At 40.2% G+C, this 23,599-nt stretch carries 20 protein-coding genes; 19 read left to right on the top strand and 1 reads right to left on the bottom strand.

Translation table 11 applies throughout. The annotated features are described in order from the left end of the window. Window positions 1-192 precede the first annotated feature (192 nt). From CUC15_RS16045 to CUC15_RS15955, 19 genes are all read left to right on the top strand, one after another. Window positions 193-3,588, top strand: a complete 3,396-nt coding sequence (locus tag CUC15_RS16045; protein ID WP_114917632.1) for a phosphodiester glycosidase family protein — start codon at window positions 193-195, stop codon at window positions 3,586-3,588. 424 nt (window positions 3,589-4,012) lie between these two features. Beyond that, window positions 4,013-4,864: a glycerophosphodiester phosphodiesterase gene (locus CUC15_RS16040; protein ID WP_114917631.1), complete on the top strand. Its 852-nt coding sequence runs from the start codon at window positions 4,013-4,015 to the stop codon at window positions 4,862-4,864. Window positions 4,865-5,586: 722 nt separating this feature from the next. Beyond that, complete coding sequence (locus tag CUC15_RS16035; RefSeq protein WP_341457164.1) at window positions 5,587-6,462, top strand: 5-oxoprolinase subunit B family protein; 876 nt, start codon at window positions 5,587-5,589, stop codon at window positions 6,460-6,462. Further along, window positions 6,459-7,433 (top strand): 5-oxoprolinase subunit C family protein, encoded by a 975-nt coding sequence (locus tag CUC15_RS16030; RefSeq protein WP_114917629.1) that lies wholly within the window; start codon window positions 6,459-6,461, stop codon window positions 7,431-7,433. The genes CUC15_RS16035 and CUC15_RS16030 overlap by 4 nt, the downstream gene beginning before the upstream one ends. Window positions 7,434-7,447: 14 nt before the next feature. Beyond that, window positions 7,448-7,693 carry an acetyl-CoA carboxylase gene (locus CUC15_RS16025; protein ID WP_114917628.1) on the top strand — a complete coding sequence of 82 codons (246 nt, stop codon included), beginning with the start codon at window positions 7,448-7,450 and terminating at the stop codon, window positions 7,691-7,693. Window positions 7,694-7,714: 21 nt separating this feature from the next. Next, window positions 7,715-9,070: an acetyl-CoA carboxylase biotin carboxylase subunit gene (locus tag CUC15_RS16020; RefSeq protein WP_114917627.1), complete on the top strand. Its 1,356-nt coding sequence runs from the start codon at window positions 7,715-7,717 to the stop codon at window positions 9,068-9,070. Between the two features lie 8 nt (window positions 9,071-9,078). Next, entirely contained in the window at window positions 9,079-9,843 is a 765-nt protein-coding gene (locus CUC15_RS16015; protein WP_114917626.1) for a LamB/YcsF family protein, read from the top strand. A 104-nt stretch (window positions 9,844-9,947) separates the two neighbouring features. Next, window positions 9,948-10,394 carry an SRPBCC family protein gene (locus CUC15_RS16010; RefSeq protein ID WP_114917625.1) on the top strand — a complete coding sequence of 149 codons (447 nt, stop codon included), beginning with the start codon at window positions 9,948-9,950 and terminating at the stop codon, window positions 10,392-10,394. Window positions 10,395-10,426: 32 nt separating this feature from the next. Beyond that, window positions 10,427-10,927, top strand: a complete 501-nt coding sequence (locus tag CUC15_RS16005; protein ID WP_114917624.1) for a (2Fe-2S)-binding protein — start codon at window positions 10,427-10,429, stop codon at window positions 10,925-10,927. Between the two features lies 1 nt (window position 10,928). Beyond that, the gene (locus tag CUC15_RS16000) at window positions 10,929-13,286 is read left to right on the top strand and encodes a xanthine dehydrogenase family protein molybdopterin-binding subunit (protein ID WP_114917623.1); all 2,358 of its coding nucleotides are present in this window, start codon (window positions 10,929-10,931) and stop codon (window positions 13,284-13,286) included. Continuing rightward, on the top strand, window positions 13,273-14,130 hold the full coding sequence (locus tag CUC15_RS15995) for an FAD binding domain-containing protein (RefSeq protein WP_114917622.1): 858 nt from the start codon (window positions 13,273-13,275) through the stop codon (window positions 14,128-14,130). Before CUC15_RS16000 ends, CUC15_RS15995 begins: the two co-directional genes overlap by 14 nt. Before the next feature lie 416 nt (window positions 14,131-14,546). Then, window positions 14,547-15,428, top strand: a complete 882-nt coding sequence (locus CUC15_RS15990) for an AAA family ATPase (RefSeq protein ID WP_114917621.1) — start codon at window positions 14,547-14,549, stop codon at window positions 15,426-15,428. A 27-nt stretch (window positions 15,429-15,455) separates the two neighbouring features. Then, window positions 15,456-16,682, top strand: a complete 1,227-nt coding sequence (locus CUC15_RS15985; protein ID WP_114917620.1) for a vWA domain-containing protein — start codon at window positions 15,456-15,458, stop codon at window positions 16,680-16,682. Window positions 16,683-16,698: 16 nt separating this feature from the next. Next, window positions 16,699-17,019, top strand: coding sequence for an XdhC family protein (locus CUC15_RS20550; RefSeq protein ID WP_114917619.1), 321 nt, complete (start codon window positions 16,699-16,701; stop codon window positions 17,017-17,019). Between the two features lie 33 nt (window positions 17,020-17,052). Continuing rightward, window positions 17,053-17,877: an XdhC family protein gene (locus CUC15_RS15975; RefSeq protein ID WP_114917618.1), complete on the top strand. Its 825-nt coding sequence runs from the start codon at window positions 17,053-17,055 to the stop codon at window positions 17,875-17,877. After that, window positions 17,874-18,497, top strand: coding sequence for a nucleotidyltransferase family protein (locus tag CUC15_RS15970; RefSeq protein WP_114917617.1), 624 nt, complete (start codon window positions 17,874-17,876; stop codon window positions 18,495-18,497). Before CUC15_RS15975 ends, CUC15_RS15970 begins: the two co-directional genes overlap by 4 nt. Window positions 18,498-18,548: 51 nt before the next feature. Beyond that, entirely contained in the window at window positions 18,549-19,559 is a 1,011-nt protein-coding gene (moaA, locus tag CUC15_RS15965) for a GTP 3',8-cyclase MoaA (RefSeq protein ID WP_114917616.1), read from the top strand. A 39-nt stretch (window positions 19,560-19,598) separates the two neighbouring features. Then, the gene (locus CUC15_RS15960) at window positions 19,599-20,609 is read left to right on the top strand and encodes a MoeB/ThiF family adenylyltransferase (RefSeq protein ID WP_114917615.1); all 1,011 of its coding nucleotides are present in this window, start codon (window positions 19,599-19,601) and stop codon (window positions 20,607-20,609) included. 13 nt (window positions 20,610-20,622) lie between these two features. Continuing rightward, window positions 20,623-21,912 (top strand): molybdopterin molybdotransferase MoeA, encoded by a 1,290-nt coding sequence (locus tag CUC15_RS15955; protein ID WP_114917614.1) that lies wholly within the window; start codon window positions 20,623-20,625, stop codon window positions 21,910-21,912. Between the two features lie 207 nt (window positions 21,913-22,119). Here the strand turns inward: CUC15_RS15955 and gabR are convergent, their stop codons facing one another. Beyond that, window positions 22,120-23,532, bottom strand: a complete 1,413-nt coding sequence (gabR, locus tag CUC15_RS15950) for a MocR-like transcriptional regulator GabR (RefSeq protein WP_114917613.1) — start codon at window positions 23,530-23,532, stop codon at window positions 22,120-22,122. Window positions 23,533-23,599: the final 67 nt, after the last annotated feature.

The following is a 23,599-nucleotide window of genomic DNA, read 5'->3' as shown; positions in this document are numbered from 1 at the left end:
TAACCAGCACAAGCTGTTCATGTTGACTTGATGCACCCCTTCACGGTCTAACTGGCTAATAAATTAAAAAGATAAAGATTCCTCCTACTTTTATCCTATAAATATTCACAAAATTCTAATATATATTTAATATTCCTTTGCTAGTATAAAAGATAGGAATGACTAATAAATAAAATAATAGGGGGAATTTTCTTGAATCGGAAATGGGTAAGTAGTTTCTTAGTTGGTCTGATTGCTTTTTCATCTATTCTTCCAGCAGCACATGCTGAGGGAAATCCTGTATCTGATGTACGTTCTGCATCATCGAATCGAACAGAGCCAATTGTCACAGTAGGTCAAGCTGGGAAGACACTCTTAGCGAATGAGGAAACAACAAAGATTGGACCGGGAATTGAACTTTCTCAATTTGAAAGATTTGATACACGTGGATGGCTAAATGGAGACGTAATGACGGTTGACCTGTCTAATGATGCAGTTTCCACGGATTTGCTTTTTCCGGGGGTAATTTCTAACTCCAAGCCTCTTTCAGAAATGGCGAGACAATCCGGTGCGGTTGGTGGAGTGAATGGGGATTTCTTTGATATCAATAATACCAAAGCTCCATTGGGTACAATGATTCAAGGTGGCACATTGCTCAAAGGACCACAGGGATCGCATACATTAACAGTAGGTGTAGATGGACAAGGAATTGGTAGGATTTCCAATATTTTCCTAGAAGGTAAGATTCAACTGCCAACTGGAGAATTTCCGCTTGCCGCATTGAATCAGTCAAGTATTCCGACTAATGGTATTGGCCTTTATACATCTGTTTGGGGACAAGCACAACGAGCAAATAGTGGAAGCTCAGTTTATGAAGTAACTGTCCGTGAGGGCAAAGTGATAGCCGTTTCTAATCAGGCTGGAAATGGAGCAATAGAAGAAAATACATTGATCCTTGCCGGAAATGGGACAGGTGCAAGCCAGTTAAAGGAACTTTCTATTGGTGATGAAGTCAATATAACGTATGCACCAAAGGTTGACGGAGATTCCTTAATGAATTTCGCCATTGGTGGAAACATTAAATTAGTAGAAAATGGACAAGTTCCAGCGAATTTAGATGACAGCACAACAGCTCCAAGGACTGCAGTCGGTTTTTCGGAAGATGGAAAAACGATGATTCTAGCAGTGGTAGATGGTCGCCAAGCAGACAGCCGTGGGATGACATTTAAAGAATTAGGCGATTTAATGCAGGAATATGATGCTTATCAGGCGTTAAATATTGATGGTGGCGGATCTACTACAATGGTTGCACGTGAACCTGGAGAGGCGGATGCAGAAGTTGTCAATAATCCATCTGACGGTACCGAAAGATATGTTCCGAATGGAATCGGAGTATATGCGGAGGCAGGCAGCGGGAAGTTAACTAATTTTACAGTTGACACGGTAATAGAAGATGAGAATAGTGCGCGCATCTTCCCAGGTTTAAGCAGAAGTTTTATTGGTCTTGGGCATGACGAAAATTATACTCCTGTAGATGTAGAAGGAATTAGCTGGCAGGCAAAGCCGGCAGATGTTGGTTCATTTGATGAAAATGGTGTTTTTTATGCAAAAAAATCTGGGGCATCAGTAGCAGAGGCACAAATCAAATCAGCTAAAGGAACGAGGAAAATCACTGTGCTTGGTGAATTGGACCGAATTGAAACTTCCCAAGCATACATTGGTCTTGAAATGGGACGTACAGCAAGTTTTTCAGTGAATGGCTATGATAAAGATGGCTATACCGCACCAATTGAAATTCGTGATATTGAATTAGAATATGATGAAGCGGTTATTTCTGTAGAAGAAAATCAAGATGGAAGTTATATGGTTTTACCTGAAAAGGACAGCGGTTCAACAACGATTAAAGTTACTGTTCAAGATAAGGTGGCAAATCTTCCAGTTACGATTGGACTTTCTACGGTTAATATTTCTGAATTTGAAGATGCTTCTGGGTGGTCGGTTACTAAATTTCCAGCAGTTGTTGATGCTTCGATGGAAATGGTGGAAGGAAGAGTTGGCAATGGGTTACAAGTAAACTATGATTTTTCAACATCGACAGCTACACGTGCCGCCTATTTACAAGCATCACCAAGAATTGAACTTCCAGGAGATGTGCAAAAAATTGGATTATGGGTGCACGGTGATGGAAAAGGTGCATGGCTTCGTACTGTTATCGAGGATGCAACAGGAACAAATTATACGTTAACTTTATCAAGCCAAGTAAATTGGACAGGGTGGAAATATGTTGAAGCGACATTACCAGAAGGAATACAATACCCAGTAAATTTATGGCGAATTTATCCAGTAGAAACGAATAGAAATGATCAATATTCTGGACAACTTATTTTTGATGATTTGACCATAAAAGTACCTCCATCCATTGAAGCTTCTGAGGAAGAAGCGCAGACAGAAGATCCAATCATTGTTCAAAATGAGGTAATCGGAGATGAACGCTGGAAATTTGCTGTTTTGTCTGACTCTCAATTTGTGGCAAGTTCACCGAACAGCCAGCAGGCACAAATGGCTCGTAAGTCTCTACGCCAAATTGTTGCAGAGGACCCTGAATTTCTCGTGATTAATGGAGACCTTGTTGATACAGCATGGGAAGAAGATTTTGCGTTTGCAAAACAACTATTGGAGGAGGAAGTCGGAGACACTTTTCCAATCTATTATACTCCTGGAAATCATGAAATTGCAGGAAGCGGATCATTAGAAAACTTTACAAATGTGTTTGGAGAGAATCGTTATAGCTTTGATCATAAAGGAACACGGTTTATTTTGTTAGATTCATCAACTGGAAGTTTCCGTACTAGTGATTTTGACCAGTTAATAGAATTGAAAGAATCACTTGTTGAGGCAGCTAAAAAGACTTCTATCAACAATGTAGTTGTGGTAGGGCATCATCCGACACAAGATCCTCTGCCGACGAAGAATAGTCAGTTAGCTGATCGTAAAGAAGCGGAGTTGATTGAGAATTGGTTAACAGAGTTCCGTGAAACATCTAAAGGCAAAGGGGCTATGTATATTAGTGGACATGCGCATACAGTTAACCTTGAACGTGTAGAAGGTGTACCGTACATGGTAACTGGATCTGCAGGGAAGGCTCCATATGGTTCACCTGATAATGGTGGATTTTATGCATGGACGATGTTTGGCATCGATCCAACTCCTGTACCTGACCAAGCATTTGGTCCAGAAAAAGCAGTAGCCGGGAGTAATGCAGCAGGGAAAGAGTGGGTTCAAGCTGAGATTCGACCAATCTTAGAATCGATTACAATGGATGCCCCTGAAACAATTACAGTTGGTGAAAAAATTACTATTTCTGCAGAGGGACATCAAGCAGGAAATCTTAACTTCCCACTTCGCTATCCAGCATCCGTCATCTGGGAAGGTAGTGACAATGTGTATGTCGGATCAGGTGCTGCATTCGAACGTGCGAAAAAATCAGACAAGTATGCAGCAGTTTTTAACCCAGCTACTAGTGAACTAACAGCGATGTCGAGTGGTGAAATTTCACTAAAAGTTATATCTAATAATGTGGAAGCTGTGGGAGAAGTAATTATTCAATAGATCTGGAAATAGGGCGTCCGTATTATCAATAAAAGCTGATGGATAATGTACTCGGTAAGAGTATTTGTCCATCAGTTTTTCCTTTGGTAGTTAAGAAAGTATAAAAACTTTCTTACTACATAATTGGGGCAAAGGATGTAGGTCAGTTCGGTGTTGCGACAAAGGTTTTCGATGGGGCGAGTAACCGCAGTCCCAAAGGTTTTCGATGGGGGAGTAACAGCAGTCCCAGGACGTCGCGCTCTTAACCGGACTTCCCCTAATGCTGTCACCGAAAGGCCTGGCTAAACCTTAGTTTTCTAACAGAGTCTTTTGAATCACTACTAATCTCGTGCTTTTCATTACATTTCTTTATATTCCCTTTACAGTCATTTAATAGAGTTCATTTATACTTAAAGACAAATACTGAAAGGGAGAGATTAAGATTATGAAACGAAAATTTACTATCTTCTCATTAACAGCAATTCTCTTCATGTCTATGTTTACAGTTCCTGTAGTCGCAACCAGTAGCGAAATGTTGACAATGCAACAACAGCAACAAATAGTTAATGTTGCACATCGGGGTGCTTCAGGTCATGCTCCAGAAAACACACTGTCTGCTTTTGATAAAGCGCTTGAAATGAAAGCTGATTACATTGAGATTGATGTACAGATGACACAGGATGGGGAATTAGTAGTCATCCATGATACAACAGTTGATCGTACGACAAATGGAACGGGAGCGGTTGGGGATTACACACTTAACGAAATTCAGCAATTGGATGCTGGAAGCTGGTTCGGAGAGGAATTTGCGGGTGAAAGAATCCCTACTTTTGAGGAAATAATCGATAGATATCGTGGAAAGATAGGGATATTAATAGAATTAAAATCACCTGAACAATATCCCGGTGTTGAAGAAAAAGTTGCTGAAGCCTTAATAAAGCGTAACATGCATAAACCTAATAACAGCAAAATTATTCTCCAGTCGTTCAATCATGAATCTGTACAACGATCAAAGGAACTTTTGCCGAATATCCCTCACGGAGTCCTCGCCGGGTTAACTTGGGCAGATATTACAGATGAACAGCTGGCGCAATTTGCAACCTATGCTGATTACTTCAATCCGAATATGAATATCGTTACAGATGAGCTTGTTGACCGTGTACATTTTGCTGGGATGAAGATCTTCCCTTATACTGTACGAGCGCAGGAACAAGCAGATAACTTATTCAAACTTGGGGTTGACGGTATAGTTACTGACTTTCCTGAATATGTTTATAAGCATCCTGTGAAAAAATAAGAATTGGCGTAAGACTATTAATCTAGCAATCCATGGTTAGTAGTGAAAATAAAATAAGACTGACTTAGGGACAGGGGGGGATTTTAAGGCACCTTGCTTCTAACAGTTTTTAAATATTTCCCTTATTTATAAGCCCTATAAATAAAGGGAAATCTAATCTTTGTATTTAATTACAATCGATTATTGAAATGTGCATTCCAAGGAAAAAGTCAAATTATCGATATGAACCCAGACAAAATTATTGCGTGGTAGCTTCGTTTGCTTTTGCATAGATTTTCTCAGATTAGTCATTTTGAGGGAATTTCTGGGATGAAGCGGAGGAGAAAATAGATATAATAACAATTGGAATAGCAAAATAATTTGAGTATAGGATGTTTTAAAGGGGATTGGCCTTTGAAACATCTTTTTTTGTACTTAAACCTTGATTCGACCGAAAAGAGAGGAACCTCCAACAAGCAACCACCTAACGAAAAGATTCATCTGGCTGGTACCAAAGAATATATAAATCTGGTACTTTAAAAAATTTAGAATTATTGACATACTAATCTATAAATTTATAATTTTAAAATATATTAAAGTTATATCTATAAATGGAAGTTACTTGCCAAATAGCTTTACTAATTCTAACAAATCAAAGTAAAATAAAATTAATAACTTTCTGAAGTTTTGGACAAGGAAGTGCTTCCGCCAAAAAGATGAAATGGATATTAAGGAGAGGTGATGTGACAGTGGCGCGTTATGAATATGGTGGAGATGAGTTTGTTTTCGTTGAATTATCTGAGGCGATGGATTTGAACATAAACTTTAAAGCTATGGCCATCACAAGACAATTAAAAGAAGAGAATTTACCAGGTATCTTGGACATTTGTCCTTCCAATGCATCTTATATGGTTCGTTTCGACCCAGATCGTATTCATCCTGATAAATTAATTAGTAAATTGCAAGGGCTGGAACAGTCTGTCTCCATTGATGATTTTGAAATATCTTCTCGTATGGTTGATGTTCCTGTGCTTTTTGATGATCCATGGACACATGAAGCGTTGATGCGTTTCCGTGATCGACATCAAGACCCTGATTCTACTGATCTAGAATATGTAGCACGAATTAATGGCTTTGATTCGAAAGAGGAATTAATAAAGGCTATCACAGATAGTCCTTATCTCGTATCGATGATCGGCTTCGTTCCGGGGCTTCCATGGTGTTATCAAATGGTTCCTCGCGAGCAGCAGATTGAAGCACCGAAGTATGTTCGTCCAAGGACATTTACCCCTGAGCGGGCATTTGGTTTAGGCGGTGCATTTACGGTAATTTATCCGGTTCAGGGTGCTGGCGGGTATCAGCTATTCGGTACAGCTGCAGCTCCTATTTTTGATAAAGATCAGCGGACGTATGATTTCAAGGATTCGATCACATTCCCTAGACAGGGAGATATTTTCAGATATCGCAGTATTGATCAAAAGGAATATGAAGAAATAAGGAAAACAGTGGAAGATGGAACTTTTCGTTATTTGACAAAGGATATTACATTTACACCTAAACAAGTACTCGATGATCCAAAAGGGTTTTCGGAAGAAGTGTTAAGGAGGTTGTACGCATGATTCATGTAATAAGTCCCGGGTTAGAAACAACTGTACAGGATACAGGGCGAATTGGTTTCTATGAAGTCGGCATGCCGCCATCTGGTGCGATGGATAAATACTCGTATACTGCAGGAAATTTACTTGTTGGAAATAATGAAAGCGCTGCATCTTTGGAAATTACATATTTAGGACCTGTGCTCGAATTTCAGGAGGATACGATTATTGCGGTTACAGGTGGAGATATACCGCCGAAAATAAATGGAAAGTCTGTGCCAATGTGGGAAGCTTTAGAAATCAAAGCTGGGGATAAGCTTTCATTTGATTTTGTTAAACAAGGGGCTCGAGTATATGTAGCTGTAGCTGGTGGTATTGATGTACCGGAAATTATGAATTCACGCTCTACTTATACTTTATGTGGTATTGGTGGCCTAAATGGAGGTAAGCTTCAGGAAAATGACAAGCTTCAAATTGGTAATGAAAAAGTAAGAGACATTCAGCCTGGAACACGTATAGCTGATCACCTTATTCCTGCGTTCGATAAGCACCATGAAATTCGTGTTGTACTGGGGCTTTGTAGTTACCGTCTTACCGAAGAGAGCAAGGAAAGATTTTTCTCCATTGATTGGAAAGTTACGCCAGAAGCCAATCGAGTGGGTTATCGCTTTAAAGGGGAAAGATTGAATTTTGTAGAACGGGATCAGCCTTTTGGTGCTGGAAGCAACCCTTCCAATGTGGTGGATTTAGGTTACCCAATTGGTTCCATCCAAGTTCCTGACGGTGTAGAGCCAATTGCGTTATTAAATGATGCCGTAACAGGTGGAGGATACGCAACAATTGCTACAATTATCAGTGCTGATTTAAATATGCTTGGACAAGTGAAGACGAATGAGACGGTCCGGTTTGTTTCGGTTGATATTGATGAAGCACTGGCAGCAAGAAATGAAGTGAAGGAAAAACTAGCAGAAATTAAACAAAATCTTAGTTCATAAATGGAGGGTCAGATATGAGTCAATCAAAGGTAGTATCACCAATCCCAGGTGTATTTTACAGAAAGCCATCACCAGAAGAAGATGTGTATGTCAATGAAGGGGATACCGTGAGTGCTGGTCAGGTAATCGGCTTAGTGGAAGTAATGAAGAGCTATTTCGAAATTAAGGCTGAAGATGATGGAGTTATTGAAAGTTTCGCTATAGAACATGAAGATTCGATTGATGCTGGTCAGGAAATTGCAATAATCAATGCGAAATAATTAGCTTGGAGGTGAATAGCTATGGGTTATTTTAATAAGATTTTAATTGCAAACCGCGGAGAGATTGCGAGAAGAATTATACGTACTTGTAATCGCCTGGGCATTCAAACGGTAGCGGTATATTCGGATGCCGATAAGGATGCGCCGTATGTGAAAGAGGCGACAGAGTCAGTCAATATTGGGGAGAATCAAGCGAAGAAAAGCTATCTTAATATCGATAAGATAATTGCAGCAGCTAAAGAAACAAATGCTGAAGCGATTCACCCGGGGTATGGATTTTTATCAGAAAATCCAGCTTTAGTCGAACGGTGTGAAACAGAAAACATTGTTTTTATCGGACCGACAGCAGAAGTAATGAAATTAATGAGCAGCAAATTGGAGTCGAGAATACAGATGAGTGAGGCTGGTATTCCCGTGGTTCCAGGGTCGGAGAAAAGACTGGAGTCTGTGGAGCAAGCCTTAACTGTTGCTGATTCCTTAGGGTTTCCTCTCATGCTGAAGGCGAGTGCTGGTGGTGGTGGGATTGGAATGAAGCTGATTCAAACAGAAGAAGAATTAACAAAAAACTTCTCCTCGGTTAAACAGCAATCCCAGCAGTTTTTTGGTGATGATGCTGTATTTTTGGAAAAGTGGATTTCAAATCCGAGACATATCGAAGTGCAAGTAGCTGGAGACACGCATGGCAATATGGTGCATTTATATGAGCGGGAATGCTCTGTTCAACGGAGGCACCAAAAAGTAATTGAGGAAAGTCCATCACCATTCTTAAGTGAAAAACAGAGGGGAGAATTAGTGAATGCTGCTTTAACTGGAGCGAAGCATCTTGGATATACAAATGTGGGAACAATGGAATTTATTTTTGATGGTGAGGCTAATTTTTACTTTTTGGAAATGAATACTAGATTACAAGTAGAGCATCCCGTCACAGAAGAAATTACAGGCGTAGATTTAGTAGAATGGCAGCTTCGCATTGCTGCTAATGAGCGCTTGCCTCTTCGTCAGGAGGAAATTACGAAGCAGGGACATGCCATTGAATGCCGGGTGTATGCAGAGGATCCTGTAACCTATTTTCCTTCGCCAGGAACAATTGAAACCCTGAAACTTGTGGAAGACGGGGCAAGATTTGAATTTGGTGTTGTTGAAAGAACAGTCGTTTCGCCATTTTATGACCCAATGATTGGCAAGGTTATTGTGCACAGTGAAGACCGCAAAACAGCAATTCATAAGATGAAAGAAGTACTAGCACAAATGGAAATATCCGGGATAAAAACGAATATCTCATTGCTTGAAAATATTATGAGTCAAAAGCCGTTTGAGCTAGGAGATTATACAACTAATTTTCTTCAGGAATTAGCGGATACAATTCAAATAAAGTGAGGGATTCAATGTATAAGGTCGATTTAAACTGTGACATGGGTGAAAGCTTCGGTTTATACACACAAGGAAATGATGAAGAGATGATGAAATATATCACCTCAGCAAATATTGCTTGTGGTTTCCATGCAGGGGATCCACATGTCATGAGGAAAACGATTGAACTAGCCAAAGCGCATAGCGTTGGTATAGGAGTTCATCCTGGTTTTCCCGATTTGCTTGGGTTTGGCCGCCGTGATATGAACTGTACTCCTCAGGAAGTGAAGGACTATGTTACATACCAAATGGGGGCATTAAGAGAGTTTGCTAATCTATATGATGTTAAAATTCAGCATTGTAAGCCGCATGGTGCTTTGTTTATGAAGGCAATGGAGGATAAGCAAGTAGCACGTGCGATTCTGGAAGCCATTCATGATGTTAACCCTGATATGATTGTTTTCTCCTTAAATAATTCAGAATTTATGGAGGAAGCGATTAAGATGGGAATTCCTGTTGCAAAAGAAGCCTATTCAGATCGAGAGCATACTGAAAACGGTTCAATCGTGCTGACGAGGACAGGAACAGCAATTACGGACTATAACGCAATGGCGGACAGAGTGGTTCGGATGGTTAAGGAAAATAAAGTAATTACTCACGATGGTAAGGATACGCGTATAGAGGCAGAGACCATTTGCATTCATGGTGATACACCAGGTGCTCCTGAATTAGCAAAGGCTATCGTTCATGCACTAACTGAAAATAATATTGAAATTGTTCCGATTAAGCAAATCATTTAATGCTTTTCTTGATTCATCTGGAAGGAGGAACACTGCCCTTCCAGATGAAATGAAGAGAACAACTGTTAAAAAATAACTGATTATTATGAAAATGGGGTGACGTTTTGCGAATTGAACATGTTTATACGTTTAAAGGGGTTCCAAGAAACATTGTATGGGAAACGATTCAGGACAAAGAAGTACTTCAGAAAGCATTACCAGGCTGCAAAGTATTTGAAGAAGTTGAAGAAAATAAATATCACTCTGTATTAGGGATTAACATAGGACCGATAAAGGGTGAATTTACGGCAGATGTAGAACAATTAGATATGGAAGAGCCAGAAGCTTATCGCTTACTTGTAAAAGCAAAGGGGAAACCAGGAGAAATCGACGCAGATGCTGCGATACAATTCGAGGAAACGGCTGAAGGTACGGTTTTAACCTGTGTTGCAGAGGTGCAGATTACCGGCTTATTAGCATCTATTGGTCAACGCGTAGTTGGTGGAGTTGCCAAGGTAGTGATTGGCCAATTTTTTAAAGATGTAGATAAGGAAACAAAGAAAGCAGCATAAATTTTTAAAAAAATATGGAGGTGGATGGATTAATGGAAGAGGTAAACGTAACAGTAAAAATTAATGGAAAAGAGAGAAGTGCGAAGGTGGAACCACGAATGTTGTTAACGCATTTTATCCGCGATGGCCTCTCGCTTACCGGTACTCATATTGGTTGTGACACGAGTCAATGTGGATCCTGCTCGGTCATGGTGGATGGTCATGTGGTGAAGTCCTGCACACTGCTTGCTGTACAGGTTGATGGTTCAGAAATAATTACTGTAGAAGGACTTGGCACCGTTGAAAATCTCCACCCGATGCAAAAGGCATTCTGGGAGGAGCATGGATTGCAATGTGGCTATTGTACGCCTGGTGTTATGATGGCGGCAATTGGTCTTCTCCAAGAAAATCCTGAACCAAGTGACGAAGAAATTCGTGAAGGCCTTGAAGGGGTTATTTGCCGCTGTACTGGCTATCAATTTATTGTAAGCGCAGTAAAACATGCAGCAAAGTTAATGGCTGCAGAAAACCAAGTCGTTGGGGAGGGCAGATAAAATGGCCAATAAAGTAGGTGCTAGGATTAAGCGGAAAGAAGATCCGAGGCTGCTGACTGGAAACGGATATTTTTCAGATGATATCCAACTTCCAGGTATGCTGCATGCTGCAATTCTAAGGAGTCCCCATGCACATGCAATGATTAAGAGTATTAATGTTGAAAAAGCATTAGAAGCCCCAGGAGTTGTGGCAATTTACACAGGAAAAGATTTGGAAGGGAAAATTGGACGTATCCCTTCTTCGTGGCTCATTCCAGGTTCAAACTTAAAGGAAGCTCCACAATATCCACTGGCGATAGATCGTGTACGTTATGTTGGTGATGGTGTTGTGCTAGTGATTGCGGAAGATCGTTATGGTGTTCGGGATGTATTAGATCTGATTGAAGTTGACTATGAACTGCTGCCTGTTTCTGTAAGACAGAAAGAAGCGATGCAGGGAAATGCACCGCTTGTTCATGATGATATCGAAAACAATATTGCCTTTCATTGGAAAGCAGGAGAAGTACCTGATGAAGAAATCGAAAATGCAGAGGTTGTTGTTCGGGAAAGCTTCAATGTGCAGCGTGTTGCACCTAGCCCAATAGAAACACGTGCGGCAATCGGACAGTATAACCCTGGTAATGGAGAACTAACCTTATGGTGCACATCGCAGAACCCGCATATCCATCGGATGGTGCTGTCTGAAGTATTGAATATTTCGGAAGCAAAATTAAGAGTTATCGCTCCTGATATAGGTGGAGGCTTTGGTGGGAAAATTGGAGTTTATCCTGACGAGGCATTGATTGGCTATGCAGCAAGAGACCTGAAACAGCCTGTAAAGTGGATTGAAGAAAGAAACGAGCATTTTTCAGCTGCAAACCATGGAAGAGATGAAATTATTGACGTGGAGCTGGCTGGAACACGAGATGGGAAACTAACAGCTATTCGTGTAAAAAATACCGCCAATATGGGTGCGTATCTTTCAACTTTTGGTCCGGGTGTACCGACAATTGATTTTGGACTGATGATTACAGGAGCATATGATATTCCTAAGGCAGCTTGCGAGACATTCGGTGTTTATACAAATACAACGCCTACCGATGCTTATCGAGGTGCAGGCAAACCGGAATCCACGTATCAAATCGAACGGATGATAGATTTATTTGCCCGTGAAATTGGCATGGACCCTGTAGAATTTAGAAGAAAGAATTTCGCGAAAAAAGAGGATTTCCCATACACGAATGCGCAAGGACTCGTCTATGACAGTGGTGATTATGAAAAACCGCTAAATAAAGCATTGGAAATCCTAGATTATAAGAAATTAAGAGCAGAACAGGAAGCGTTAAGGAAAGAAGGCAAGCTAATCGGCATTGGGTTTTCCACTTATGTTGAATTATGTGGATTCGGTCCGTCAGCGGTTGCTGGTGCTATTGGATTCCAGGGAGGCGTTTGGGAAAATGCGACAATCCGAGTGCATCCATCAGGAAAAGTGACTGTATTCAGTGGTACATCACCGCATGGACAAGGTCATAATACGACATTTTCTCAAGTTGTCTCTGATAAATTAGGCATTCCTTTAGAAGACATTGAATTTGTTTTCAGTGATACGAAAGCAGTTTCTATGGGATGGGGAACATATGGATCTCGTTCAGTTGCTGTAGGTGGTGGAGCAATTTCTATTGCTGCCGATCGAATTATTGAAAAAGCGAAGAAAATAGCTGCACATGAGCTGGAGACTTCTGTGGAAGATATCGACTTTGAAGATGGTGTATTTAAAATTAGCGGCGTACCTGGTATGGAGCGGAAATTTGTTGATATTGCTAAGTCAGCAAACTATGCATGGAATTTGCCTGAGGGAGTAGAGCCAGCTCTTGAGGCACAAGCATTCTTTGATCCAGAGAACTTTGTCTATCCTTTTGGCACACATATTGTTGTTGCCGAGGTGGATAAAGATACCGGACAAATTGAATTAAAGCGTTATGTTGCGGTAGATGACGTGGGAAGAGTGATTAACCCGCTAACGTCAGAGGGTCAAGTTCATGGCGGGATCGCCCAAGGAGTCGGCCAAGCGATGTGGGAAGGGATTGTCTATAGTGATCAGGGACAGCTATTATCAGGCTCGTTCATGGACTATACGATGCCAAAAGCTCGTTTCTTTCCAACTATTGAAACAGCCTTTACGGAAACATTATCACCTGTAAACCAGCTCGGTGCAAAGGGGATAGGAGAAACTGGAACGACTGCTTCGATTGCAGCTGTAATGAATGCTGTAGTGGATGCACTTCAGCCATATGGTGTCACAGATGTGGAGATGCCGCTTACTCCTGAGAAAATATGGAACATTATCCAAACTGGAGGGGAAAACAATGATACCATCTAAATTTGATTTTGTTCGTGCAGAGTCTGTAGAGCATGTCGTGCAATTATTGCAGGATAGTGATGGAGAAGGAAAAATTATTGCTGGTGGTCATAGTTTACTCCCATTAATGAAATTTAGAGTGACAGAGCCTGGAAAATTGATAGATATCAGCAGAATACCATCTCTAAAAGGTGTACGAGTTGAGAGAGACCGCGTTGTCGTTGGTGCGATGATGACCCATCGTGAAGTTGCTGAGGACCAGATAATTAAGGAGCATATCCCGGTACTTTCAGACGCTGCTAGATTGGTTGGCGATATACAAATTAGAAATCGCGGAACAATCGGTGGAAATATTGCCCATGGCGATGCAATTGCTGATTTGCCAGCACCAGCTTTAGCGCTTGATGCAAATCTGATTATTTGCGGTGAGGACGGGATGGATGTTATTAATATCGATGGATTTTTCTTGGGGCCGCTTATTACAGCCTTGCCGGAAAACAGTGTCGTTACGAGCATCAGCTTTGAAATCCCACCTTCACATACTAAATCGGCATACTTGAAATATTTCCATCCAGCAACAGGCTATCCGGTTGTAGGGGTTGCAATTGTTTTAGGAGTAAATAGCGATGGATTGGCAGACTATGTTCGGGTCGGAATTACTGGTTCAGGAGATGTAGCCTATCGTGCGAAATCAGTAGAGCAAGAATTGATAGGTAAACCTTTAACAGAAGATGTGATTGCTCATGCATCGAAGCTTGCTGCTGACGATGGTGATATCGGCAGTGACTTATTTGCTTCTGAATCCTACCGAAGAAATTTATGCAGTGTGTATACAAGGAGAGCAATTTCCTCTCTATTAATTTAATATGCTTTAGATGATGTTCAAAAAGTCCGGTAAAAATGACACATCGATGTTTCTAGTTGGCTTGCTTTTCGGATACTCACGCTAAACATTCAAGGAACTTTTACTAAAACCGTCCACGTCCTGTGGACAACGTAGAAGTCACCACATCCTGTGGAAGCCCGTTCCTTAAAGCTACGCCGCCTCGAACTTCTTGGTCCTTTTTATCCTCCTTTTTGAAAACGCACTTTTTAGATGAAATAGGGCTGGGGAACGATGGGATCGTACTGTCGTTTCCAGACCTATTTGTCCCATTGAAAGTTGTTATTTTTGGTAGATAAGAAGGTTTAGAAACTTTCTTACTACATAATTGCAACTAAGGCTGTCACCCTGGGTCTTGGTTAAACCTTAGTTTTCTAATACCAGAAGGGAAGAGGGACATGAATGAACAAACGAGTTCCATAGAGAAGGTATTTTATGAAAATGGCTATATAACCGACCAGCCTACTTTAGTCGCATTAAAGCTTGTCCAGGCCTTAAAAAAGCCTTTATTGCTTGAAGGACCGGCAGGAGTCGGAAAGACGGAGATTGCTAAGGTATTGGCAAAGTCGCTCGATACGAAATTAATTCGATTACAGTGTTATGAAGGTCTAGACGTGCATAGTGCTTTATATGAATGGAACTACGCGAAGCAAATGCTACATATCCGACTGACAGAGAATACACAATTATCGGTTGATGAAAGAGAATCAACGATATATGGCAAGGAATTTTTATTATCTCGCCCACTTTTAGAAGCATTTACTGAAAGTGAAGCTGCTCCCGTTTTATTAATTGATGAAATTGACCGAGCGGATGAAGCATTTGAGGCATTCCTCCTGGAAGCACTTGCTGAGTTTCAAATTACGATTCCTGAAATTGGCACGATTAAGGCAAAACAGCAGCCATATATTATTTTGACTTCAAATCGAACACGGGAATTAAGTGACGCACTTAGAAGAAGATGTCTGTATCAATGGGTTTCATTTCCTGATTATAAGAAGGAAGTTTCTATTTTACAGACACGTTTACCCGAGCTGAATCAGAATTTAGCTGAACAGATCGCGAAATTCATGGAGTCGATTCGTCAAATACCGTTGCAAAAGGTCCCTGGAGTTGCTGAAAGCTTAGACTGGGCGAGAGCGCTCATCGAGTTGCATCAAAGTGAGCTGAATAAAGATACTGTTAGGGAAACACTAGGATGTTTTCTTAAAAACCATGATGATTGGGATAAGGTTGAAAAAGAGCTGAACCAAGGGACGCTTCTCCGTTCTAATGGTTAGCAAGCCGTTTACTAAGGGGGACGCCTCATGAACCAATCACAAAACCTGCCAGAATATTTACTGTATTTTTTTCGTTATTTACGAGATTTGAAATTGCTCATAGGTATAAAAGAAATGGCAGATGCCTATTCAGCCTTGGATGCTATTAATATTATGGATCGTGAACAATTCAAGCTGGCATTAAAAATAGTATTAGTTTCCAGCAAGGAAGAAGAAGAAATCTTTGAGCAAGCCTTCTATCAATTTTTTATCAGAGACTTACGTGAAGAGCATAAGCAGAATTTACTGCACTTTCATTCTGATGATGGGATGGATCATTTGCTTGTTAATAATGAACGGGATGAGAAAAATCAAAAGCATAAACAGGGTAAAGCCGCCGATGGAGATGAATATTCTTCTTTGCATCCTGAAGGAGAAGAAGCTGCAAATCCTAATATTACATCAGGCATCGTCACTGATATTTTACCAATGGATGATGAGGTTAATGGAAACGCCACAATGCCTCTATGGTCTGCAGCCAAAGGTCTGAATAAGCGAGGACAGAAAATAGAAGCACAAATTACCACTAAACAATTTTCAAAAATGGAAAAAACGGCAAAAAAATTGTTACGTCAAGTAAATATAAAACAGTCTAGGCGTTCAGCGGTTAAAAGAAAAGGGAATGTATTACATCTGCAGAAAACAATAAGAAAAAGTATTCAGACGGGAACTGAACCTTTCGAGCTTGTAATGAAAGGCCCAAGAAAGCAAAAAGCGAATTATGTATTATTATGTGATACTAGCCGTTCGATGTCTGCCACTGTGGGTACATTTTTACAGTTTGCTTTTGCGTTAAAGAAGCTACATCAAAATGTGGAAGTCTTTCTGTTTTCAACCAAACTGACAAGAGTAACCGACCAGTTATCTGCTGTAAATGACCTACCTCCAACGCTTCATATTCGCCATGAGGAATGGGGAGGCGGAACTTGTATCGGTGAGTCGCTGCATGATTTTGTTGAGAAATATGCTGTGAAGGTTTTAAAGAAGAACACAGTCGTGATTATTGCCAGTGATGGGCTAGATGCAGGAGAAATCAAGCATTTACAGTGGTCGATGAATGAAATAGCTATCCGAAGTGAGGCAATTATTTGGGTGAATCCTCTACTCGCTATCGAAGGATATGAACCAACTGCACAGGCGATGAATATTTCCCTTCCATATATTAATCATTTTCTGAGTTTGGAAGACTTTCAATGCTTCAATAAAAAAATCTAGAATGGAGGTCTTTGCTATGTTAGAGAATGCAAGCGTAATAGAAGCTATTCGAGCAGCAAGAAAAAATGATAAAAAAACAGCATTGGCAACGGTCGTGCGTGTACATGGATCGGCATATCGCCGTGAAGGTGCAAAGATGATTATTGATGAAGATGAAAAACGCGTCGGCATGATTTCTGGAGGCTGTCTTGAGTCAGATGTTGCTGCGGTTGCTAAGGAAGTTATCGCGTCAGGAATACCAGTACTTAAAAAGTATGATATGGATGAAGATCTTGTTTGGGGACTTGGCTTAGGCTGTCCTGGAAAAGTGGAAATATATATCGAACCAATTTCATAATAATGGATACGACTGAAGAGAGAGGAGATCCCTATGAAAAAGAGTGCTGCATTTGACGCATGGCTTGCTGCTGTAGAAATGGAGAAATCTGGAGTGATTGCGACGTTATTGCAAACCAATCCGACACAAGGAAAACTGAATAGCGAAGGATTATTTATTTCTAAGGATCATTCATTCGTCGGTTCCCTGGGAGATGCATATCTTGAGGAGCAGGTTATTCAACTGGCAAAGCAAAAGCTTGCTGAAAAAAATCCATCCTCTGAAACTAGGATTTTTCAATTATTGAATAAACAGGAGGTGGCCATCTTTATTGATGTGTTTGTACCACAACCGAATATCTTAATATTTGGTGCAGGGCATGATGCTATACCGGTCGCTAATTTTATTGCAGCATCTGGTTTTAGAACAACCATCGTTGATCAAAGGCCACTTTATAATACGGAGGAAAGATTTCCTAATACAGAAAGAATTATAGCAAGGGCCGCTGACTTTAAGGAGAAGGTGATAATAGGTGACAATACATATGTTATCGTGATGAATCATCATCTGGAAAGAGATCAGGAGGCTTTGACGTTTGCCCTGAATACCAAAGCTCCTTATATTGGTGTTCTTGGCCCCCGGTCTAGAAGAGATCGAATTATCAATAAGATAAAAGCAAGCGGAGCAGCAGTTACAGAGAGTCAAATGAGCCGGCTGTATAACCCGATTGGATTGGATATTGGAGCAAGGACACCTGAAGAGATAGCAATCAGTATAGCGGCAGAGATAATTGCCATAAAAAATGGTTATCCCGGTGGTTTCTTGAAGGATTCTGAGTTCATTCATCATGCATCTACCGTACGTGGTGAAAATGGATGATGAATATATATTCGATTATATTAGCTGCTGGCAGTTCAAGCAGAATGGGTACACATAAGCAGCTGCTCAAATTAGGAGAACAAACCATTTTAGAGCATGTCATTAATCTCACAATTACAATAGAATTTTCTAAAATCATCGCAGTAATTGGCAATGAGAAAGATAGAGTTCGTAATCAAATATTCATAGATGAACCACGTTTTATTTGGTCAGTTAACGAGGAATACAATAAGGGCCAAAGCACATCCATTAAAACAGGAATCCGTACCATAGGTGAAGAATATGTTAATGTCATGATCTTTCTGGGAGATTTACCTTTTATTAAGAAAGAAACAGCAGGTCGCATCTACCGAGCTGGACTCTCAGAGCTTGCTGGGAATACAAATCCTTTTATCATTCAGCCAGTATACAAGGGTATGCCTGGACATCCCGTGTTTTTTGGCAATATGCCTAACAAGTATTTCGATTTATTAGAGGGAGATAAAGGCGCGAAAGTCTTAATGAAATCAATTTCTTCGCATATTAAGATTGGAGTAGACGATGAAGGAATTTTATTCGATATTGATACTCCTAAAGATTATTTTGAGGCTAAGCAAATGATGAAAAATGAAAAACAGTGAAACATTTATGGAAGTTGATTGCCGATAAGCAGCAGAGAAAGGAGGGATATTATGGCAGTAATTACGGATAAATTTGGCAGGCCCTTACAGGATTTGCGCATTTCTGTAACGGATCGCTGTAATTTCCGCTGCACATATTGTATGCCGAGAGAAATCTTTGGTAAGGATTATGCTTTTTTACCAAAGGATCATTTATTGAATAATGAAGAGATCGTACGTCTAGCAAGGGCATTTATTGGGCTAGGTGTTAACAAAATTCGTTTGACAGGTGGGGAGCCTTTACTGCGAAGAGACCTGCCTCAGCTGATTGAAAGCTTGAACACGATTGAAGGCTTAGAAGATATCGCTTTAACAACAAATGCATCGCTGCTACCTAATAAAGCTGAAGCTATTAAGGCAGCAGGACTTACGCGAATCAATGTTAGCTTAGATGCCCTGGACAATGAATTGTTTCAAGCAGTGAATGATAGTGGTGTCAGCTCAGAGCGTGTATTAAAAGGCATTGAGAAGGCACTGGAAGTAGGTTTAGAAGTTAAGGTTAATATGGTTGTTAAGAAAGGTATGAATGAGAGCGAAATCATACCTATGGCGAAATACTTTAAAGATAAAGGAATTACATTGAGATACATCGAATTTATGGATGTGGGAACGACGAATGGCTGGGACTTTAGTAAAGTGGTTACAAAAAAAGAAATCATTCAACAGCTCTCTGAACAATTCGAGCTTGAGCCGGTCGATCCTATGTATTTAGGTGAAGTTGCAAAGCGGTATCGCTATGTAGGGACGAATACTGAAGTGGGATTCATTACTTCGATTTCTGAATCTTTCTGTTCTACTTGCACTCGGGCGAGAATTGCTGCAGATGGTAAACTTTATACATGTTTATTCGCAAGCAGTGGATTTGATTTGCGAAAGCTTGTCCGTTCAGAGGCGAATGATGAAAAAATCAAAGAAACGGTTGCTTCTATATGGAATGAGCGGGGAGATCGTTACTCTGATGAGCGAATGGAAATATCCGCTAAAAATAAGGAGAAGATAGAAATGTCTTATATTGGTGGCTAATCAATAATCAATCATGTTTAACAGAAAGGGAAATTGCCAATGAATGATAGGTATTCCAGGCAGTCTTTATTTAAACCAATTGGAGAAGCGGGGCAAAGGAAAATTGGAAAAAAACATGTCCTGATTATGGGCTGCGGGGCCTTAGGAACTGCAAATGCTGAAACCCTAGTACGGGCTGGTATTGGAAAACTAACCATTATAGACAGGGACTATGTAGAATACAGTAATTTACAGCGTCAGCAATTATTCACAGAAAAGGATGCTGATAATCAAGTACCAAAAGCTATTGCCGCTAAGAAAGCATTAAATGCTATTAACTCTAATGTAATTATTGATGCGTATGTAATGGATGTTACAGGTGTTTCGCTTGAACCACTGCTTGTAGATGTTGATTTAGTCATTGACGCGACAGATAATTTTGATATCCGTTTTACAATGAATGATTTGATTCATAAATCTCATATTCCGTGGATATTCGGTTCTTGTGTAAGCAGTACAGGAATGAGTTATACGATTTTGCCAGGTGAAACTCCGTGCCTCTATTGTTTATTAAATACAACAACACTGTCTGGTGCAACCTGTGATTCAGTTGGGATTATTGCCTCCGCAGTGCAAATGGTTGTTGCCCATCAGACGACAGAGGCACTAAAACTATTAGTTGAGGACAAGAGAGCTTTACGAACAAAGCTTGTCATGTTTGATCTTTGGACGAATCAGTATCATTCGATTAACGTAGACCGTGCGAAAAAAGATGGTTGCCCAACTTGTGGGACACAGCCAACTTATCCATATTTAAGCTATGAAGCTCAGACAAAAACTGAGGTGCTCTGTGGAAGAAACACGGTTCAAATCAGATCAAATCGTGAAGTATTACTGAATAATTTAGCAAATCGTCTGAAGAGATTAGGTAAAGTAAATGTGAATGAATTTCTGCTTTCTATTGATTATGATGCCTACAGGGTTGTCATTTTCCGTGATGGAAGAGCATTTGTCCATGGTACAGATTCATTAGAGAAAGCGAAGAAAATCTACTATCAACTTGTTGGATAAGGAGTTAATGCTAATGGTAGAAATAAGGAAAGCAATTCATGTTAATGAAGCAATTTGCCGTGTCATGTCATCTGCAATAACCGGGCCAAAAACGTACGTAGCAATTGAAGATAGTCTCTCTTATTATCTTGGGGAAGATTTGCTTGCAGACCATGATGTTCCTGCCTTTGATCGGTCGCCTTATGATGGCTTTGCAATAAGGGCAGAGGATACGTTAGATGCTGGAAAGGGTTACCCAATAAGATTAGAAGTAATTGGAGAAATTGGCGCGGGAAGTGTTCATGAGGGGGAAGTTCAAGCAAACCAAGCGGTGCGTATCATGACAGGAGCACAAATTCCTAATGGCTGTAATGCGGTTATTATGCTGGAGCATGTGGAAATGCTGGAACACGATTGGAAAACCTTCATCCAGATCGACAGAAGGTTAACGACTGGAGAAAATATTACGAGGACTGGTGAAGATACGAGGCAGGGGGAGACTCTTGTTAAGAAAGGTACATATATAAATCCTGGAGTTATGGCATTGCTTGCTACTTGTGGCTATAAACAGGTGCCTGTAATTCAAAAGCCAAAAGTGGGGATTATCTCTACAGGCAGCGAACTATTAGCGGTTGATGCAGCACTCGAGCCAGGGAAAATAAGGGATAGTAATTCCTATATGCTTCTTGGTCAAATAGAAAGGGCAGGAGGGATCCCTCTATTACTTGGCCAATTCAAGGATGATTTTACGCTTTGCTACAATCAAGTCGTAGACGCCTTGGACAAAGTAGATATTTTACTGACAACAGGAGGTGTGTCTGTAGGAGATTATGATTACATCCCAGCTATTCTAGACAAATTAAAGGCAAGAGTTTTATTTAATAAAGTACGGATGCGTCCTGGGAGTGTTACGACAGTTGCAGAGATTAAAGGGAAATTATTATTTGGACTTTCGGGAAATCCATCATCCTGTTATGTTGGCTTTGAATTGTTCACAAGACCAGTAATTCGCACTTATTTACAATCCAACTATCCCTTTATGAGAAGAGTGGTTGTGCAGCTTGGAGCTGCATTTACACGACCAAATCCATTTGACCGCTTTGTTCGTGGTAAGCTGCAATATGAAAATGGCCAGACAATTGCGATGCCAGTAGGATTAGATAAGCCAAATATCGTAACATCCTTAGCCGAGGCTGATATTCTAATTATGCTTCCTGGTGGGGCAGAAGTGTATGAGAAGGAGATGGAAGTGACTGCTATTTTACTGGAAGATCAGACAGGAACAACAATGGATTCTTTTATATCTAAGCAAGTAATTCATTAAGGCAGGCAGACGAACGGGTTAACCAATCGTTCCCTTTTGGAAAAGGGGCAGGCGCAGAAACTTGGATAGGGGATCGGCTTGAGAAGGTGGCTTATCCTTCTGGTAAGCATAAGTAAGCACTGGCTTTATTAAGAAGCAAAAAGAGAGCTTAGAGCTCTCTTTTTTGGGGGTAAATACAGATATTCTGGTGTCGCGGTTAATGTATTCCTATGAATGAATGATTCGATATAATCTTTCCACAGCTTCATCAATTTCCTCAGGTTTAATATTCGCAAATCCAATGACGAGCTGGATATCGTCTGATAATTCCCGGTCTTCCTTTAGTAAAAAGCGTTGAATTGTATATAGTTCCAATTTTTCTTGTTTCGCTGCTTTCCTTATCTCATCATAGGATTTAGCCGATTTAAAATATGCAAGAAAATGAAGTCCTGCAGGAATATCCTGGATGTTGATACTATTCATAAACTTTTCTTTTAATTTTATTACTAATTTCTTTCGCTTTTCTTCATAATGCTTGTTCATTCTTCGGATATGTTTCTTATATTCTCCGTTTTTTATGAAGTAATGAAGTGCGAAGAGCTGCAGCGAATTGCTGCCGTGAATCCAATCCAAATAATGCTCCCGATAACGCCTTAGCAAAATCGGAGGCAGCACCATATAGCTGATCCGGAAGCTCGGCAGTAATGTTTTTGAGAAGGTGCCTGTATAGATGACTCGCTGATTACGGTCTAAGCTCTGTAAAGATGGGATATTATCCGTATCATATTTAAATTCACTGTCGTAATCATCTTCTACTATATAGCGGTTCTCTTCTGCGGTAGACCAATTCAGCAATTCAATTCTCCTGGAAATGGGCATGATTTTCCCTGTTGGAAATTGATGAGAAGGAGTAATGAACAAAAAATCAGGATTGACACGTTTTAATTCTTCCATATTTATTCCTTGAGAATCTAAAGAAATCGGTGTTACATCTAAGCCTTTACTCTCCAATAGTCGGTATATCCGTGAGTATCCAGGGTTTTCCACGGCAACTATTGAGTTTTTTGGCTGCAAATCCATCAATTGACTAATTAATGGTTGTGTACCAGAACCAATAATAATTTGTTCTGGTTCGCAAATTACACCTCTCGTAAATGCAATCATATTGGAAATTGTCTTCCTTACGGTAAAAGGTCCCTGTGGATGACTTATTTGAGCCAATTCCTTTTGATGATATTGAATCGCCTGCTGTTGACATTTTAACCACTCTTGAAAAGGAAACATGGAAATATCTGTTGTAATATGTGACAGTGAAATCCAATCCTCTTCATTCGTATAGGATTCTCTTAATTCACTTGGAAACTTTGCGTTACGTTGTGTTTGCTGATCGAAATCAGTGATATTCTCGATATAATATCCTTTTCTTTCAATGGCAAAAATATATCCCTCAGCAAGCAGCTGTTCGTAAGCATTTGTTACAGAATTGATGCTCACCCCAAGGTCTATTGCTAATTCTCTTTTTGAAGGTAATTTTTCCCCTAGAGGAATCCTATGTTCCAGAATTAATTTTTTTAAATTCTCGTAGATTTGTTTATAAATATATTTTGCATTCCCTTGTTTATCTATCTGAAAATATATCATTTATACCTCCGCTGGTTCCATAAAAATATGTACTCTGGTACTTTTCATTATACCAGTTAATTGTCAT

The organism is Oceanobacillus zhaokaii, from assembly GCF_003352005.1.
GTDB classification, from domain to species: domain Bacteria; phylum Bacillota; class Bacilli; order Bacillales; family Amphibacillaceae; genus Oceanobacillus; species Oceanobacillus zhaokaii.
Note: the sequence above shows the minus strand (reverse complement) of the source record. Positions and strands in the feature narration are given on the sequence as shown.